This is a genomic window from Allochromatium palmeri (assembly GCF_009720725.1).
Taxonomy (GTDB): Bacteria; Pseudomonadota; Gammaproteobacteria; order Chromatiales; family Chromatiaceae; genus Thermochromatium; species Thermochromatium palmeri.
The window spans coordinates 13,547-27,271 of sequence record NZ_WNKT01000049.1 but is presented as its reverse complement, the minus strand read 5'-3'; the positions used below and the strand labels follow the sequence as shown (position 1 = coordinate 27,271).

Annotated in this window: 18 protein-coding genes; 6 read left to right on the top strand and 12 right to left on the bottom strand. The window is 64.5% G+C overall.

Annotation, left to right across the window (positions count from 1 at the left end):
- Positions 1-294: transposase (locus GJ668_RS16685; RefSeq protein WP_186343029.1), on the top strand; the 294-nt coding region annotated here is incomplete at its 5' end.
- A 162-nt stretch (positions 295-456) separates the two neighbouring features.
- Positions 457-696, top strand: coding sequence for a hypothetical protein (locus GJ668_RS16680; RefSeq protein ID WP_155451266.1), 240 nt, complete (start codon positions 457-459; stop codon positions 694-696).
- Here GJ668_RS16680 and GJ668_RS16675 read toward each other — a convergent pair.
- On the bottom strand, positions 683-2,497 hold the full coding sequence (locus GJ668_RS16675; protein ID WP_155451265.1) for an AAA family ATPase: 1,815 nt from the start codon (positions 2,495-2,497) through the stop codon (positions 683-685). The two genes, GJ668_RS16680 and GJ668_RS16675, sit on opposite strands and share 14 nt — an antisense overlap.
- An 85-nt stretch (positions 2,498-2,582) precedes the next feature.
- Complete coding sequence (locus GJ668_RS16670) at positions 2,583-2,963, bottom strand: IS66 family transposase (protein ID WP_343032237.1); 381 nt, start codon at positions 2,961-2,963, stop codon at positions 2,583-2,585.
- Between the two features lie 95 nt (positions 2,964-3,058).
- Between GJ668_RS16670 and GJ668_RS16665 the strand changes: the two genes are divergently transcribed.
- The 4 genes from GJ668_RS16665 (at position 3,059) to GJ668_RS16650 (ending at position 6,288) form a co-directional block, all read left to right on the top strand.
- Entirely contained in the window at positions 3,059-3,358 is a 300-nt protein-coding gene (locus GJ668_RS16665; RefSeq protein ID WP_155451264.1) for a type II toxin-antitoxin system HigB family toxin, read from the top strand.
- A complete protein-coding gene (locus GJ668_RS16660) occupies positions 3,358-3,783 on the top strand; it encodes a helix-turn-helix domain-containing protein (protein WP_155451263.1) in 426 nt (141 codons plus the stop codon). Before GJ668_RS16665 ends, GJ668_RS16660 begins: the two co-directional genes overlap by 1 nt.
- Before the next feature lie 281 nt (positions 3,784-4,064).
- Positions 4,065-5,756 (top strand): bicarbonate transporter BicA, encoded by a 1,692-nt coding sequence (bicA, locus tag GJ668_RS16655; protein ID WP_155451262.1) that lies wholly within the window; start codon positions 4,065-4,067, stop codon positions 5,754-5,756.
- Between the two features lie 187 nt (positions 5,757-5,943).
- Positions 5,944-6,288 carry a ribulose bisphosphate carboxylase small subunit gene (locus GJ668_RS16650; RefSeq protein ID WP_155451261.1) on the top strand — a complete coding sequence of 115 codons (345 nt, stop codon included), beginning with the start codon at positions 5,944-5,946 and terminating at the stop codon, positions 6,286-6,288.
- Between the two features lie 40 nt (positions 6,289-6,328).
- On the opposite strand, the gene GJ668_RS16645 is transcribed toward GJ668_RS16650, so the two are convergent.
- The 10 genes from GJ668_RS16645 to GJ668_RS16600 all read right to left on the bottom strand — a co-directional run bounded on the left by GJ668_RS16645 (position 6,329) and on the right by GJ668_RS16600 (position 13,592).
- Entirely contained in the window at positions 6,329-7,303 is a 975-nt protein-coding gene (locus tag GJ668_RS16645) for a LysR family transcriptional regulator (protein ID WP_155451260.1), read from the bottom strand.
- A 77-nt stretch (positions 7,304-7,380) separates the two neighbouring features.
- Complete coding sequence (locus GJ668_RS16640; RefSeq protein ID WP_155451259.1) at positions 7,381-7,593, bottom strand: hypothetical protein; 213 nt, start codon at positions 7,591-7,593, stop codon at positions 7,381-7,383.
- A complete protein-coding gene (locus tag GJ668_RS16635; protein ID WP_155451258.1) occupies positions 7,577-7,900 on the bottom strand; it encodes a 4a-hydroxytetrahydrobiopterin dehydratase in 324 nt (107 codons plus the stop codon). The genes GJ668_RS16640 and GJ668_RS16635 overlap by 17 nt, the downstream gene beginning before the upstream one ends.
- An 8-nt stretch (positions 7,901-7,908) precedes the next feature.
- The gene (locus tag GJ668_RS16630) at positions 7,909-8,364 is read right to left on the bottom strand and encodes a ferritin-like domain-containing protein (protein ID WP_155451257.1); all 456 of its coding nucleotides are present in this window, start codon (positions 8,362-8,364) and stop codon (positions 7,909-7,911) included.
- Between the two features lie 9 nt (positions 8,365-8,373).
- Positions 8,374-8,697 (bottom strand): alpha-carboxysome major shell protein CsoS1, encoded by a 324-nt coding sequence (gene csoS1, locus GJ668_RS16625; protein WP_012971920.1) that lies wholly within the window; start codon positions 8,695-8,697, stop codon positions 8,374-8,376.
- A gap of 89 nt (positions 8,698-8,786) precedes the next feature.
- Positions 8,787-9,104, bottom strand: a complete 318-nt coding sequence (csoS1, locus tag GJ668_RS16620; protein ID WP_155451256.1) for an alpha-carboxysome major shell protein CsoS1 — start codon at positions 9,102-9,104, stop codon at positions 8,787-8,789.
- An 81-nt stretch (positions 9,105-9,185) separates the two neighbouring features.
- Entirely contained in the window at positions 9,186-9,449 is a 264-nt protein-coding gene (locus GJ668_RS16615; protein ID WP_155451255.1) for a carboxysome peptide B, read from the bottom strand.
- 2 nt (positions 9,450-9,451) lie between these two features.
- The gene (csoS4, locus tag GJ668_RS16610; RefSeq protein ID WP_155451254.1) at positions 9,452-9,697 is read right to left on the bottom strand and encodes an alpha-carboxysome shell vertex protein CsoS4; all 246 of its coding nucleotides are present in this window, start codon (positions 9,695-9,697) and stop codon (positions 9,452-9,454) included.
- Positions 9,694-11,226: a carboxysome shell carbonic anhydrase gene (locus tag GJ668_RS16605; RefSeq protein WP_155451253.1), complete on the bottom strand. Its 1,533-nt coding sequence runs from the start codon at positions 11,224-11,226 to the stop codon at positions 9,694-9,696. The genes csoS4 and GJ668_RS16605 overlap by 4 nt, the downstream gene beginning before the upstream one ends.
- 29 nt (positions 11,227-11,255) lie before the next feature.
- Complete coding sequence (locus GJ668_RS16600; protein WP_155451252.1) at positions 11,256-13,592, bottom strand: alpha-carboxysome scaffolding protein CsoS2; 2,337 nt, start codon at positions 13,590-13,592, stop codon at positions 11,256-11,258.
- Positions 13,593-13,725 lie beyond the last annotated feature (133 nt).

Below are 13,725 nucleotides of genomic sequence, written 5' to 3'. Positions count from 1 at the left end.
GATGGCGCCTCCTATCATCGCGCCGGGGCCGTGCGCGAGCTCGCTCAGGAGCTGTCGATCACCCTCCAACCGTTGCCCGCCTATAGCCCAGACTTCATGCCGGTGGAAGCGCTGTGGCGATGGTTACGCGAGGAGGTCACCTACCATCATTGTCACGCCACGGCCGAGGAATTGGTTCAACGGGTCAACCACTTTGTTCACACCATCAATGCCGATCCCTTCGCCATCGCTGACCGACTCTGGACCAAAACTACGCTCGATCCAGAGGAAGAGAAATTACGCATCCCGGCCTAGTCGAGGTTTAGCAACCCTTGCCCAGGTCGATTTCATTGCCACCTGGAACTTTGCGCATCTGGTTGGCCCTGTTGCAAAGTTTCGCTTGCAATTAGCGATTCAGCAACTGGGCTATCCACCGCCAATTTTCGCGACCCCCGAAGAACTTTTGGAGACCCTGCCATGACATCCGTCACCGATATGACGCAACCCCCCGTCTCTGCAACCCACGATACTGCCCGCCTCGGCCGCAACGATCCTCTCTTGCAGGAACTCTGGACGATCAAGGCAACGATGAATGCAAATGCGGGGTACAGCATTCAGAAACTGGCAGATCAAGCCCGTCAATTCAACCTTGAAGCGACTTTGGCGAACCTGAATTCCGAATTCCGGGGACTTGACAACCCAGTCAGTCCTGATTGATCACCACCGGGCGCCACACCAGCCGCTCGACGCCGAGGGCGACGACAGCGAAGGCCTGGAGTGTCTTGAGTCCATGACGCTGGATCAGGGTGGCGCCATAGTCGCGCGCCTGGGCTTCGGCCTCATTGAGCCGGACGGCGACGGCAGAGCGTTGGGTCAGTTCCGCGCGTGTAGTGGCGCGCACCTGTTCGCCGCTCAGTCCGAGTTCCTTGAGGCCCAGATATTTGAACTCCAGCACCAGATCCAGCGCCTGAAACCGGCGCATGTCCGGACGCAGGATCAGTGCCAGATCAGCATAGCCACGGTCGGTCTCCAGCTCCGAAACGACCATGTAGAGCCGATCGTCGAACAGCAGGGTCAGGAAGGCGAACTTGACCAACAGCTCGTTGGTCCAGCGATAGTCGCGGTTGGAGAGCACGCGGAAATAGCCCTGTTCGATCAGATCGGCGAGCGGGGTGAGATCGGCCTGTTGCGCCAGCCGGCGGATGGCCGGTTGCAGGGCGCGGGCCGACTCCCCTTGATTGACCTGTGGCAGCCAGGTTTCGCGCAGACGCTCGACATAGAGTCCGCGCGCGACCAGATTGGGGATGCGCAGTCGGCATTCGTTGAAGGGCGTGAGTCCATCAAGGGTGAGGATGCCGAAGAAATACAGCAGCGAGGCCATGAACGGCTGATCTTTGACCGCCGCCAGGACGTCGGCCACGCCGAAGCGTCGCACCAGCTCGGGGATCACCACCGGGGCGTCGCGTTCCTCGCTCTTGGTCTCCTGTCCGCCCAGGGCGGCGATCAGCAGGGCCTCGCCCTGGGGCAGGCTGGCGATATAGGTGAGCTTGTTGCGGTCCATGGCCAGATTCTCATCGAGCAGCTGGCGCGGTGGATGACCCCGGCGGGCCAACTCATCGAAAAAGTACAGGCTCAGCGTCGGGTTATAGAGGCTCTCGGTGGCCTCTTCGCTGAAGCGATAGCCGTTGTAGAAGGTGCGCATGGTGGCCAGCGCCTCGCTCACTGTCCAGTCGCCGCCCTCGGTCGCGAGACGTTCCAGGACGGTGGCCACCTCGGACTCGGTGAAACCACAGAGGTCGTTGAACTCGGGATTCAGATACACGCTCTTGGCGACGTTGTAGCCGCTGGTCATGTCGCTCAGGACCACGGGCGAGACGCCGGTGATGAAGACGCGATCCAGACCCATGCCGCCTGCGGCGGCCTTGACGGCCTTGAACACGGTCTTGAGCAGTCCTTCGCCATAGAGCAGTGACTCGTAGCGGTTCTGGCTGCCGGTGCGTCCGGCCATCAGCACTTCGTTGGCGAAGTTGTCATATTCGTCGATGAGCAGATAGAGCTTGTGCCGGGTGGCGCGCAGGCGGGTCAGCAGGGCGCTGAAGGAGGCGATGGCGTCCTCGTCGATGATGGCGACCTCGTCGAGCCAGCCATAGCGGGCGGCACAGGCGTGGATGGCGGCGTTGATGTGACGATGCAGGGCGCGCTCGATATCGTGGATCTCGCCCTGGGCCGGGACCAGCGAGAAGTCCCATTTCATGACGAAATACTGGTTGTGCAAGGGGGTCGGGTTGCGTCCCACGGCCAGGTGTCCGAACAGCGTCTCGAACTGGTCGGCACGGGCCAGATCGTAATAATGTTCTAGCATCGACAGCAGCAGGCTTTTGCCGAAGCGTCGCGGGCGCAGAAAGATCAGTTGGCGACCCGCTGCTTCGATGTCGGCGAGGCGGTCGGTGCGGTCCAGATACCAGTAATCCTGTTCGATCAGGGTGCTGAAGTCGCTCAGGCCGTAGGGGAAGTGCATGGGAGCGGTCCTCGGGGTTCGGGCGCGGTTGGCGTAGTCTAGCGCGATCGAAACAATGCCGGTCACACCGTAACTTCTCAATAACTCACGGCACAGCCTGAGCGGCCAAGATCCGTTCGCGCACGATTTGCGGAAAGGGCGGGATGTCTCCGATGTGCCCGATGCGGTCATTGAGATAATCCCAGAACGAGATCCCGAGCTTGCGGCAGGTCTTCTTGAGGCTGGCAAAGGTGTCACGGCAGCGGCGCCCCAGATCGCTGCGCGTCCCGCCGCTGATCTTGCGCCATTTGACGTAGCCCCGGATGTCGTTCTCGCTGGCGTTGGTATGCAGGGGGATGTCCGGGCGCAGGAGCACCAGCAGCAGCTCGCGCTGATGGGTCTTCAGGCGCTTGAGGGTTTGATTGAGGGTCGCGAAGGCGGTCTTCTGGCTGAAGATGGCCTCGAAACGCGCGCGCAGACCCTCCACGGCGGTGGGATCAGGCGCACGTTGGCGCTTATGGGGTGAAGGGGAGGGTTACGAGCTTTTTCCTCAATATACCGTCTTGGTATATACTGATTTCCATGCATGTGATCGCGAAGCCCATCCTGGTCGAGTTCTGGACGAAGCACCCCGACGCTAAGCCTCCACTGGGAGCTTGGTATCGCACCATGAAGATGGACGTCTTCGCGGATTTCAATGACCTTCGGGCGACGTTCGCAAGCGCCGACTATGTGGATGGGTTGACGGTGTTCAACATCGGGGGCGATAAGTACCGGTTGATCGCCTCAATCCACTACAACCGGCGCAAGGTCTACATCCGCGAGGTGCTCACCCATGAAGAGTACGACCGCGATGGTTGGAAGCGGAACAGGAGAAACTGATGGCCCTTGCACATAAAATAGTGCCCGAACCGCAAGCCATTCTTCGGGCCTGGATACCGTTCAAGGACGTGGTCGGCGTGACCTCGATTCACTCCGAGGAAGACTACATCCAAGCGCGGGCCACCATTGAGGTGCTGCTGGATGAGATCGGTGACAACGAGCATCACCCACTGGCCGACGTGCTCGACTATCTGGCTGACCAAGTGGCCGCCTATGAAGATGTGCACACGCTCATCCAGGAGTCCGAGCCGAAAGAGGTGCTACGTTTCCTGATGGACCAGCATGGTTTGAAGCAGGAAGACCTCGCCGACTGCGCCCCGCAGAGTCGCATTTCGGACATCTTGAGCGGCCGACGCGGCATCAGCAAAGAGATCGCTAAAAAGCTGGCTAAGCGGTTCAATGTGAGCGCATCCGTGTTTTTGTGAAGAGCTCTCCGCGCGCGACACCACCCTCATCGCCATCAGCACAAGACTTCGATCTAGCAGCCTGTCGGACTGGAGCGTTCGGCTTGGCTGAAAAAGACAATCAAGCGGCTATTTTCCGCTGTTGCGTCCCGTGTGATCATGTGCCGCCGAACGTTTATCATTGGTTAACACTTTCTCAATGCATCGACAATAATCGATGCTTTTCATCAAAATTATCACTTTGAATCGATAGTCATTGGCGCTTTAGATAGGCTGAATACAACAGCCATCGGGGCCAGACCATGCGACTACTCAACGAAATCCGCTTCGACAACCTACGCGGCGACCTCTTCGGCGGCGTGACGGCCGCCGTGGTGGCGCTGCCTATGGCGCTAGCTTTCGGTGTGGCCTCCGGGGCCGGGCCGGCCGCCGGACTCTATGGCGCGGTGCTGGTCGGACTCTTCGCCGCGCTCTTCGGCAGCACCCCAACTCTCATCTCCGAACCGACAGGCCCCATGACCGTGGTAATGACCGCCGTCATCGCCAATCTGATCGCGGTCAATCCCGAGCAGGGGCTGGCGATGGCCTTCACCGTCGTCATGATGGCCGGCCTGCTCCAGATGCTCTTCGGCGCGCTCAGGCTCGGTAAATACGTCACCATGATGCCCTATACGGTGATCTCGGGTTTCATGACCGGAATCGGCGTCATCCTGGTCGTGCTCCAGATCGGTCCTCTGCTCGGGCAGGCGGCACCGCCCGGCGGGGTGCTGGGGACGCTCGGCGCACTGCCCGAGCTGTTCACGAACCTGGTACCGGCTGAACTGGGGCTGGCGCTCATGACCCTGGCGCTGGTGCTGTTCTTCCCCAAGCGGCTCAAAACCTATCTGCCGCCGCAACTGCTGGCCCTGGTGCTCGGCACCCTGATCTCGATCCTGGTGCTCGACGGCAGCGAACTGCGGCGCATCGGCGAGATTCCGAGCGGACTGCCGAGCCTGCATTGGCCGGTGTTTGACCTCGATCAATGGAAGCTGATGGCGCTCGATGCCGTGGTGCTGGCCGTACTCGGCAGTATCGATGCCCTGCTGACCTCGGTGATCGCCGAGAGCCTGACGCGCAAGGAGCATGATTCCAACAAGGAGCTGATCGGACAGGGGCTGGGCAATCTGGCCTCGGGGATGTTCGGCGGCATTCCGGGCGCGGGGGCGACCATGGGCACCGTGGTCAACATCCAGACCGGGGCACGCAGTGCACTCTCCGGCATCACGCGCGCCCTGATCCTGATGGTGGTGGTGCTCTGGGCCGCCGGACTCACGGCCCAGATTCCGCTGGCGGTGCTGGCCGGGATCGCGCTCAAGGTCGGATTGGACATCATCGACTGGTCCTTTCTCAAGCGCGCGCATCGCGTCTCCGCACGGGCGGCGGTGATCATGTATGGAGTGATCGGATTGACCGTCTTCGTCGATCTGATCACGGCGGTGGCGGTCGGACTCTTCGTTGCCAATGTGCTGACCATCGACCGGCTGACCCGTCTCCAAAGTCGTTCGGTGCGCGCGATCCAGGGAGCGGACGATTCCGAGTCGTTGACGCGCGACGAGCAGGCGGTGCTGGAGCGCGCCAATGGCCGCATTCTGCTCTTTCGGCTCGGCGGACCGCTCATCTTCGGGGTCGCCAAGGCCATCGCGCGTCAGCATGCGATCCTGGAGGAGCATCAGGTGCTGATCCTGGACTTCAGCGAGGTTCCGACGCTCGGGGTGTCGTCCTCGCTGGCACTGGAGAAGATGGTGCTGGAGGATCTCGACGCGGGGCGGCAGGTGTTGATCGCGGGTGCCGAGGGCGACGTTCGGCAGCGGCTCGACCGGCTCGGGATCACGGCGCGCCTGCCGGCCGAGCAGGTGGTGTCGAGCAGTCAGGAGGCGCTCGCGCGAGCCGAGGCGTTATTGGCGACGAGTCCACGCCAAGTCCCGCTGACCAAGCCGAACGCGGTTGTGGTCTGATCGGCGTGCAAGGCAGGCAGCGAAGACATCGACTCCGGTCGATGTCGCGTGCGGACAATCTCAATTTCCTACTTTTGCACTCAGGAACTACTCTAAGACTCGACGACGGAAGCCGGCCGATCAGCACATCACGCCATTCGCGCCGGCTTCCTTGGCCCATTCAGTCCCGATCGAGTGAGGTGTTCCGATGCCAACCGCCGCCACCGCCCAGACGACGTCGCCGGCTCCCATTCAGGCGACCCAGTTCCATGAAGCCCGTCTCCAGCCAGCCGAGTCACGGATGCTCAGTCAGCTCGAACACTGCTTGCATCGCGGCTGCATCATTGCCATCGAGTATGCCGAGCAGGTTCAGGCCCAATACACGGCCTGGCAGCCCTGGGAACCGGCCAGCTGTTACGACGGCGACATGGCCGCCGTGCATGGCGCGATCACGCGCTGCCGCCAGGCCCATTGCGACCACCACATCCGCTTGAGTATCGAGGATCTGAGCTATCGCAGTCGGCTCGCGCTCATGGTCCATCGACCACACTGAGCTTGGTGTCCCGCGTGAGGGTCGGTCGGCCGGATGATTATTATACGGAATGTGCGCGAGTCAGGCGGGCGCGGGTCTCGTCGAGCTGGCGGCACAGGCGCTCGCTTTCTTCGGCGAGAAAGTCGATGAAGGCACTGGCCACCACGGACAGCTCCTTGCCCTTGGCATGGGCGACGTACCACTGGCGTTCCAGCGGAAAGCCCTGGACGTCGAGAATGGCCAGCTCCGATGACTCCGCCTCCTGGGCCAGGGTATGGAGCGAGAGCACCGACAGGCCCAACTTACCGTAGATGGCGTGCTTGATCGCCTCGTTGCTGCCGAGTTCCATGCGCACGCGCGGCTTGAGACCGGCTTCGCCGAAGGTCTTGAGCACATAGTCGCGAATCCCCGAACCCGGCTCGCGCATGATGAAATACTCATCGGCCAGGCGCTCGACCGGGATGTTGGATTCCAGCGCCAGCGGGTGATCGCGATGGGCGATGACATGGAGCGGATTGGGTGCGAAGGGCGTGGCGATCATCTCCAGATCGCGCTCGGGGTTCTGGCCCAGGATATAGATATCGTCCTTGTTGGCGATCAGACGCTCCAGGACGCTGTCGCGGTTCGTGACCTTGAGCGCCACGTCGACTCCCTGATGACGCTGACAGAAGCGTCCGAGTACTTCCGGAGCGAAATACTTGGCCGTGGTGATGACGCAGAGCTTGAGATAGCCCTGTTTCAACCCTTTGAGATCGGCGACCTTCATCTCGAAGCGGTCGAGCACACCGAACACGTCCTTGACCGCTGTCTCCAGCTCGCGTCCGGCCTCGGTCAGATAGACCTGACGCCCGATCTGCTCGAACAGCGGTAGACCGATGACGTCGGTCAGACGCTTGATCTGGGTCGAGACCGTCGGCTGGGTCAGATAGAGTTCGTCAGCGGCCTTGGTGAAGCTCTTCAGACGCGCAATAGCCTCGAACACCTGAAGCTGGCGCAGACTGACGTGACGGGCGAGATTCAGCATGGGATCGAACATGGCGGCTCACTGGGTCGGCGATCATGACGCTTGGAATCTGTCCCGTGGTGCCCGGTTCCGGCATCGACGGCCCTGGCTCAATCGGGCCAGACCCGATGACCGGAACGGTAGTCGGCATCATAGGGTCGGGTTGACTCGGTTCTGGCCGCAGGGGCCGAACGCTTGGCGGTGCGCCGGATGGCCGTCCGCGCTGCCGTCGGCTTGGCGCCTGGTTTGGGCTTGGCGGCCGGCACCTCGGCGGTCGTCGCCTCCGGGCCGGCATCGACCTTCGGCTCAGTGTCTTGACTCATGTCCATGATCCTCACGGCTCGCGGCCTCGGCCCCAGACGTCGCACTCACGGACCCGAGGAGCGCATCGACCTGCTGGGCGAAGGCGGCGCGCTCCGGATCGATGTCCGTGGCCGGCGGCTCGGTGTGGATGGTGATGTTGACATAGGTGCGACCGAAGCTGATGTCGGGATAGACGCCGGTGTCCTTGCTGACCTGGGCGACGGCTTCCAGAAAGTCGCGGGTGCCGGCATAGTCATCGAAATCGAGCCGACGTTCGAGGCGAAGCGGGCGTTCGCGGTGTTGCCAGGTGGTCGAGGTCGCGTTCATGGCTATGGCTATCTCCAGGTGCTGTTGCTTCGTCTGGTTTGATCCAAACGCCCGATCCAATCCTCCAGTTCACGGGCATGGGTCAATTCCTCGTCGTGCAGGGCGGCGAAGAAGTCGCGTCCGGCGACATCGCCGATCAGGGCGCAATAGTTGGCGGCGTCGCGGTAGAGGGCGACCGCGTGCCATTCCAATCGACGGTCGGCCTCCAGCAGTTCGATGAGCGAGAACCCGGCCTGGACCGGCTTGAGCCGCGAGCCGTTGGGCATGGCGCCCAGCCGCAGCATTCGCGCCGTCAGGCGTTCGGCGTGCTCCTGCTCCTCGGCGGCCTCGCGCCGGAAGTGGGCGCCGATCTCGTTCAGCCCCCACAGATCCGCCAGCCCGGCATGGGTCAGGTATTGCTGGACGGCGCTCAGTTCATGACTGAGCGCGCGCCCCAGATAACCCAAGACTCTCGGATCGGCCATCATGGGTTATCAGGAGCGACCATGCCCGCCGTCGGTGTCGCCCGGCTTGACCGGCAGGATCGGCTCGACCTCGCGATGCGGACGGGCGATGATGTGCGCGGCGACCAGACCGTCGCCGACGCGCTCGCAGGCATCGGCCCCGGCGCGCACCGCGGCGTTCACCGCGCCGGTCTCACCGCGCACCAGCACGGTCACATAGCCGCCGCCGACGAACTCGCGTCCGATCAGGCGTACTTCGGCGGCCTTGGTCATGGCGTCGGCCGCCTCGATGGCGGGCACCAGGCCACGGGTCTCGATCATTCCAAGGGCGATGCCATAGTTTTCGGAAGGCATGGTGGCTGACTCCTGAATTAAAAGTAGGGAATTGAGCGATTCGATGTCTTGGTCGTGTCTTACGTCCGCGCGGCGCCTTGGTGCTGGCCTCAGGCAGCGGCTTTCTCAGCCAGTTGGCCGCCGGTCGGCAGGATCGGTTCGACCTCGCGATGCGGACGGGCGATGATGTGCGCGGCGACCAGGCCATCACCGACACGCTCGCAGGCATCGGCTCCGGCACGCACCGCCGCGTTCACCGCGCCGGTCTCACCGCGCACCAGCACGGTCACATAGCCGCCGCCGACGAACTCGCGTCCAATCAGGCGCACCTCGGCGGCCTTGGTCATGGCGTCAGCCGCCTCGATGGCGGGCACCAGTCCGCGCGTTTCGATCATGCCCAGGGCGATCCCGTAGTATTCGTCAGCCATCTCGTGTTACTCCTCTGTTGACAAGTGTGGGTCTGTGTTTCGGTGTCGTAAGCTGTGTTCGTGTTCGTAGAGTCGATCCTGTCAGACGCCATCGATCTGTTCGTCCTCGTCCCAGCGGTCGATGATGCCGCCGATGCTCAGGTCGGTGAGTATCTGGGTGCCGACCGCGACTCGGGCCGCCGAGCCGCTGATGGTGAAGACCCAGTTGCCCGGATGGGCGCCAACCGTATCGACCGCCACCGCCCGCGCGCCCTTGGCGTCGCGCAACACCCGCAGCGATACGGACTGGAGTCCGGGGACGCGGCGCGTGCAGACCAGCGAGCGTTCTACCTGCATGATGTCCATGCTCAATCCTCCGCCCAGTGGTCGATGATGCCGACGATGGTCAGATCGCTCGGGTAGTCCTTGTGGCCGGCGGCCTCGCGTGCCGCCGAGCTGCCGACACAGAGCACCCAGTCGCCGGGGGTGCAGCCGACGGCGTCGACCGCAACCATCCGGTTCTTGCCATCGAGCACCACCTGGAGATGACGATGCTCCAGTCCGGGGATGCGGTTGGTCGCGACCAGCGGTTTTTCGACGCGACAGATCTTCATGCCGTCCTCCCGCCGAGCAATGAGCCGCCGACCGGTTCCAGTCGTCCGTTGCCCTGGCTGTCGCGCACCGTCCAGTAGGTGTGGAGCAGACCGTGCTCGGCCAGATCCGGATAGCGCTGGGCGATGGCCCCGGCGAGCCGTTCGCAGCGATCGATCGCCCGCTCGCGTGCGCCTGGCACCTGTCCCGAGTACTCGAAGCGGATGACGATCGGAATCGGCAGTCCGTGAGCGACATTCAGCTGCGTAAAGATCTTGATGCCGACGTCCAGATTGCAGGAACCCTCTTCCAGGGTGCGCAGAAAGCTGAAATAGGTCAGATTGCGCAGATGGATCTCGGCGAAATCCATCCCGACCCCGATGAAACGTTCTTCGTGCCCAATGTCGGTGTAGTGGCCGTTGTGATAGTCACGCACATAGTCGAGCTGTGAGATGTTGTGCTCGATCAGACGCGCGATCAGACGCTGCATACCGGGCGCGGGGGCCAGACCGCCGCCGCTCGGGTTGGCCACACGCTCGCGGATCAGGGCGCGCGCCGCCTCGGGGTCGAGCCGTGCGGTCTCGCGATGGAGCGCGCCAGCGTCGACAAAACGGTCCAAATCGGCATCGCCGCGTGCGTCGGGCAGATGCAGACGCAGCCGGTCGGTGTCGGTGTCGATGCCAATGAGCAGGCCCTCGATCGAGGCGCCGCAGCAGTAGCTGTTCTCGACCGCCTCGCGGAAGGCGTGCAGACGCTCGCGTCCGCCGGCGGCGGCCTGGCGGGTGTCGCTGCCGTGGGCCGCGCAGCCGTGATGCTCGGGATCGCGGCTGCTGTAGTGATAGACGACGACCTTCAGATAGCGGGTCGGGGCATCCGCGGTGTTGGGCAGGCCCTCGCGGAAGCGTCCGAGTTCCACCGTCGACCAGCGCCCGAGTGCCTCCTCGACGTCGAAGAGCGCACCAGCGTTGGCGCGGCGCTGGACGGCGCCCATCGGCAGCCGCAACACATAGCGGATGGCATGGGCCAGACGTCCGTCCGAGCAGGGCGTGACGTTCATGGCGTGGAAGCCACACTCCAGCAGGAAGCGGACGAATTCCTCGGATTGGCCACGATCATCGAGCGGGTCCGTGCTGAAGTAGTCATCGCTCATGGCGCGGACCGTCTCGAAGGTGACGTGCGCGAAGAGCGCGCGCCGGTCGAGTCCGGCGACCCAGGCGTCGGCCAGCAGCGATTCGGGCAGCTCGAAGCCGAGCGTCCGACGGGCCTCGGCCTGTGCCCAGTCCTCGAAACCGGCGTCCGGGACGCGGGCGGCGATGGACTTGAGCGTCGGCACGATGCGCGCGAAGGCGTCCTTGATCCGCTGCTCGTAGGCCCACAACCGCTGGTTTTCGTCCAGGCGGGTGAGCGGATGCGTCCCCGTCCGACCGATCCCGTCCAGCGACCCGGTGGACTCAGGCGCCACCTGAGTCGTGCTGACCGGAGCAGCGGGCGTGTTCGTCCAGGAGGCTGGACGGACGCGCTGGCGTGGCTGTGGCTTAGGCTTGATGCGCATGGCGATGACTCCTGATCCGCTATCCGTCCTTAACCCCGAGCCCCGCCCGAGAGTGTCACCAGGGCGCCGCGCTCGGTACCGCCGCTACCGCCGGTCACGCGCGTTTCGGACTGAGGCCGCTCGCGTTCCTGAACCTGGGCATCGCGGAAGGCGCGGGCACCGACGAAGGCACCCACGGGCGCATCGCCGCGTCGGGTCGGGTTGCGGCTGTGCGCCGACTTGCCCTCGGTGCCGGTGACACGCTCGTTGCGGCCCCAATCGTTACCCGTGATGCGCAGTCCGCCGTCCAGACCCTCGCCCGTGATGCGTGGACGGGCCGGCTCGGATTCAACGACGCTCTCCTCGATCATGGGCGTCGACGCCATCGCCTTGGCCGGCCTTGGCGACATCACGCTGCCGGGACGGGACGGTCCGCTTTCGCGACGTTCCTCGGCACGGCGGGCGCGGAAGCCCTCGGTGCCCGTGACCCGGTTGCCGCCCATGTTGAAGGGACCGGTGATGCGACTGTGCTCTTCGTCGTAGTGGGTGCCGGTCACTGAGCGGCGTGCCGGCTGTGACTGGGCGGCACGCGCCGGGGTGTCGATGCTGAACTGGCCATGACCCCATTGACCGCCGCCGAGCGGCTGCGGGAAGTCGTCACTGCCCGGCAGGGCGGCGAACTCTTCGCTGTCGCAGGTGGCCAGGAGGTCGTCCCCGCCCAGATAGGGCGTGCCGGTCACGGGCTGGCAAGCGCCCTTGATGTCGCCGGTCATGGCGCCGCCGATCCCCGGCTGGAGTCCGGTGAGACCGAAGCCGGGGGTGGAGCGACCCAGCGGCATCCGCTCGGCGGTCTGGCGTGCCGTCTCCGGACCGCAATCGGTGGTGATCTGCTCAGCACCCAGATAGGTGGTACCGGTGACGATCTCGCAGCGTCCGGTCTCGTTGCCGGTGACACGCGCCGTGCCGCTGACCAGACTGCCGGTCACTGCCTGACCGCGCCAGGTGGTGTCGAGTCCGACCTTGAGGATGCCGACCGGCTCGGGACGAGTCTTGCAGACGCTGTCGAAATGCTCGAAGCCGAGGTATTCGTTGCCCGTCACCCGCTGACAGGCGCCCGATTCGACGCCGGTCAGGGTGGCGTTGCGTCCGATCAGCGAGCCGGTCACGGTACGCCCGCTGAGGGTCTGTGTTTGACCAACCTTGGGCGGTGCGCCCTCGGGTCCGGGGGCGGTGTAGGGCGTGCCGGTGAGCTGACGTCCGGCACCGGTCTCGTCGCCCGTGACCTTGACGTTGCGTGCGACCTGATCGCCGGTGAGCGTCTGACCGCCGCTGGTGGCTGTGACGGCGCTCTGACGGTTGGGCGCGGGCGTCGGGCCGATGCCGCAGAATTCCTGGAATACCTCGGCGCCCATGTATTCGGTGCCCGTGACCTGACGGCAGGCGCCGACCTCGTCACCCGTGGTGCGCTGACTGCGCCCGACCTGGGTGCCGGTCAGGGTCTGGCCGGAGGCTGTGGTGCTGACGCCGACCTTGGCCGGTGCATCATTGGGTCGTGCGCCGTTCGAGCGGCGGGCGCGTCCCGTGGGTCGCGGACCGGATTCGCCGCACTTGCCGTGCTCGCAGCGTTCCTCGCGGACGCGCTTGGCGATCTCTCGCGAGCTGACACCGGCATTGCGTAGCAGATTGGTCGTCGCCGCCTGACTGGAACGTCCGCTCACCGAGTCGACGCCGGTCTTGCCGCGTCCGGCCAGGGCCGCGCGGCGCGCCATCGACAGCATCCGACCCCGCGAAGGAGCCTTGGCCAGGGTCGCACCGCCGCGCGGACGACCGGCACGCTGGCGCTTGTCGTTGACTGGATTGGCGGTTGCGCGCCGTTCGGTCGCCGGCTTGGGTACACCCGTCGCTTGAGAACTGTCCGTGGTCACGGACGTCTGGTCGTCGCGCTGACGCCCCGAACGGGGCGCCGTCGGCTCCAGACCGGCGATGGCGCGACGCCGGGCGATCGACGCCTCGCGGCCCACGAGTCCACGCATATCGGCCTGATCAGCCGGTGCCGGACGCGCATAGCCCGGACGTCCGCGGGTGATTTGATCGCGCCGCTCCATCGAGCGCTTGCGCCCTTCCGCCAGGGTGACGGAACGCCGGTTGCGTTCGAGCTTCGGTTGGCTGGCGCGTGGTGCCGGTGCAGGTTCCGGGGCGCTCAGACGCTCGCGGAGCGTCATGGGCGCCGCCTCGCTGACTTGACCGCGCTTGGTGCGCCCGGTGTTCGACGCGGTGTTCGTGACCGATTCAGGGCTCGGTCGACCCGCTTTACCACCGTTGGCGATGGCGCGGCGTTTGGCAATGGAGGCCGCGCGCCCCGTCAACTGTCGTTCTTGATCAGCCATGTCCGTGCCTGCCTCTTCGTGGATCGCTGCTGACTGCTGTCCAGGCTCCGGGCCTGGGGCCGATGTCGGTCGTCTTCTGATCGGCTTCTACGAATCAAGCACGATCCTCGATGTCATCGGCCTGCCCGGAGCG

Coding starts and splice junctions, on each gene's coding strand:
- csoS1 (WP_012971920.1), bottom strand. CDS start 8,697: ATGCCTTCCGAAAACTATGGCATCGCCCTTGGAATGATCGAGACCCGT.
- GJ668_RS16600 (WP_155451252.1), bottom strand. CDS start 13,592: ATGGCTGATCAAGAACGACAGTTGACGGGGCGCGCGGCCTCCATTGCC.
- GJ668_RS16615 (WP_155451255.1), bottom strand. CDS start 9,449: ATGGACATCATGCAGGTAGAACGCTCGCTGGTCTGCACGCGCCGCGTC.
- GJ668_RS16635 (WP_155451258.1), bottom strand. CDS start 7,900: ATGAACGCGACCTCGACCACCTGGCAACACCGCGAACGCCCGCTTCGC.
- GJ668_RS16630 (WP_155451257.1), bottom strand. CDS start 8,364: ATGGCCGATCCGAGAGTCTTGGGTTATCTGGGGCGCGCGCTCAGTCAT.
- csoS1 (WP_155451256.1), bottom strand. CDS start 9,104: ATGGCTGACGAATACTACGGGATCGCCCTGGGCATGATCGAAACGCGC.
- GJ668_RS16665 (WP_155451264.1), top strand. CDS start 3,059: ATGCATGTGATCGCGAAGCCCATCCTGGTCGAGTTCTGGACGAAGCAC.
- bicA (WP_155451262.1), top strand. CDS start 4,065: ATGCGACTACTCAACGAAATCCGCTTCGACAACCTACGCGGCGACCTC.
- GJ668_RS16650 (WP_155451261.1), top strand. CDS start 5,944: ATGCCAACCGCCGCCACCGCCCAGACGACGTCGCCGGCTCCCATTCAG.
- GJ668_RS16680 (WP_155451266.1), top strand. CDS start 457: ATGACATCCGTCACCGATATGACGCAACCCCCCGTCTCTGCAACCCAC.
- csoS4 (WP_155451254.1), bottom strand. CDS start 9,697: ATGAAGATCTGTCGCGTCGAAAAACCGCTGGTCGCGACCAACCGCATC.
- GJ668_RS16640 (WP_155451259.1), bottom strand. CDS start 7,593: ATGAGTCAAGACACTGAGCCGAAGGTCGATGCCGGCCCGGAGGCGACG.
- GJ668_RS16675 (WP_155451265.1), bottom strand. CDS start 2,497: ATGCACTTCCCCTACGGCCTGAGCGACTTCAGCACCCTGATCGAACAG.
- GJ668_RS16605 (WP_155451253.1), bottom strand. CDS start 11,226: ATGCGCATCAAGCCTAAGCCACAGCCACGCCAGCGCGTCCGTCCAGCC.
- GJ668_RS16645 (WP_155451260.1), bottom strand. CDS start 7,303: ATGTTCGATCCCATGCTGAATCTCGCCCGTCACGTCAGTCTGCGCCAG.
- GJ668_RS16660 (WP_155451263.1), top strand. CDS start 3,358: ATGGCCCTTGCACATAAAATAGTGCCCGAACCGCAAGCCATTCTTCGG.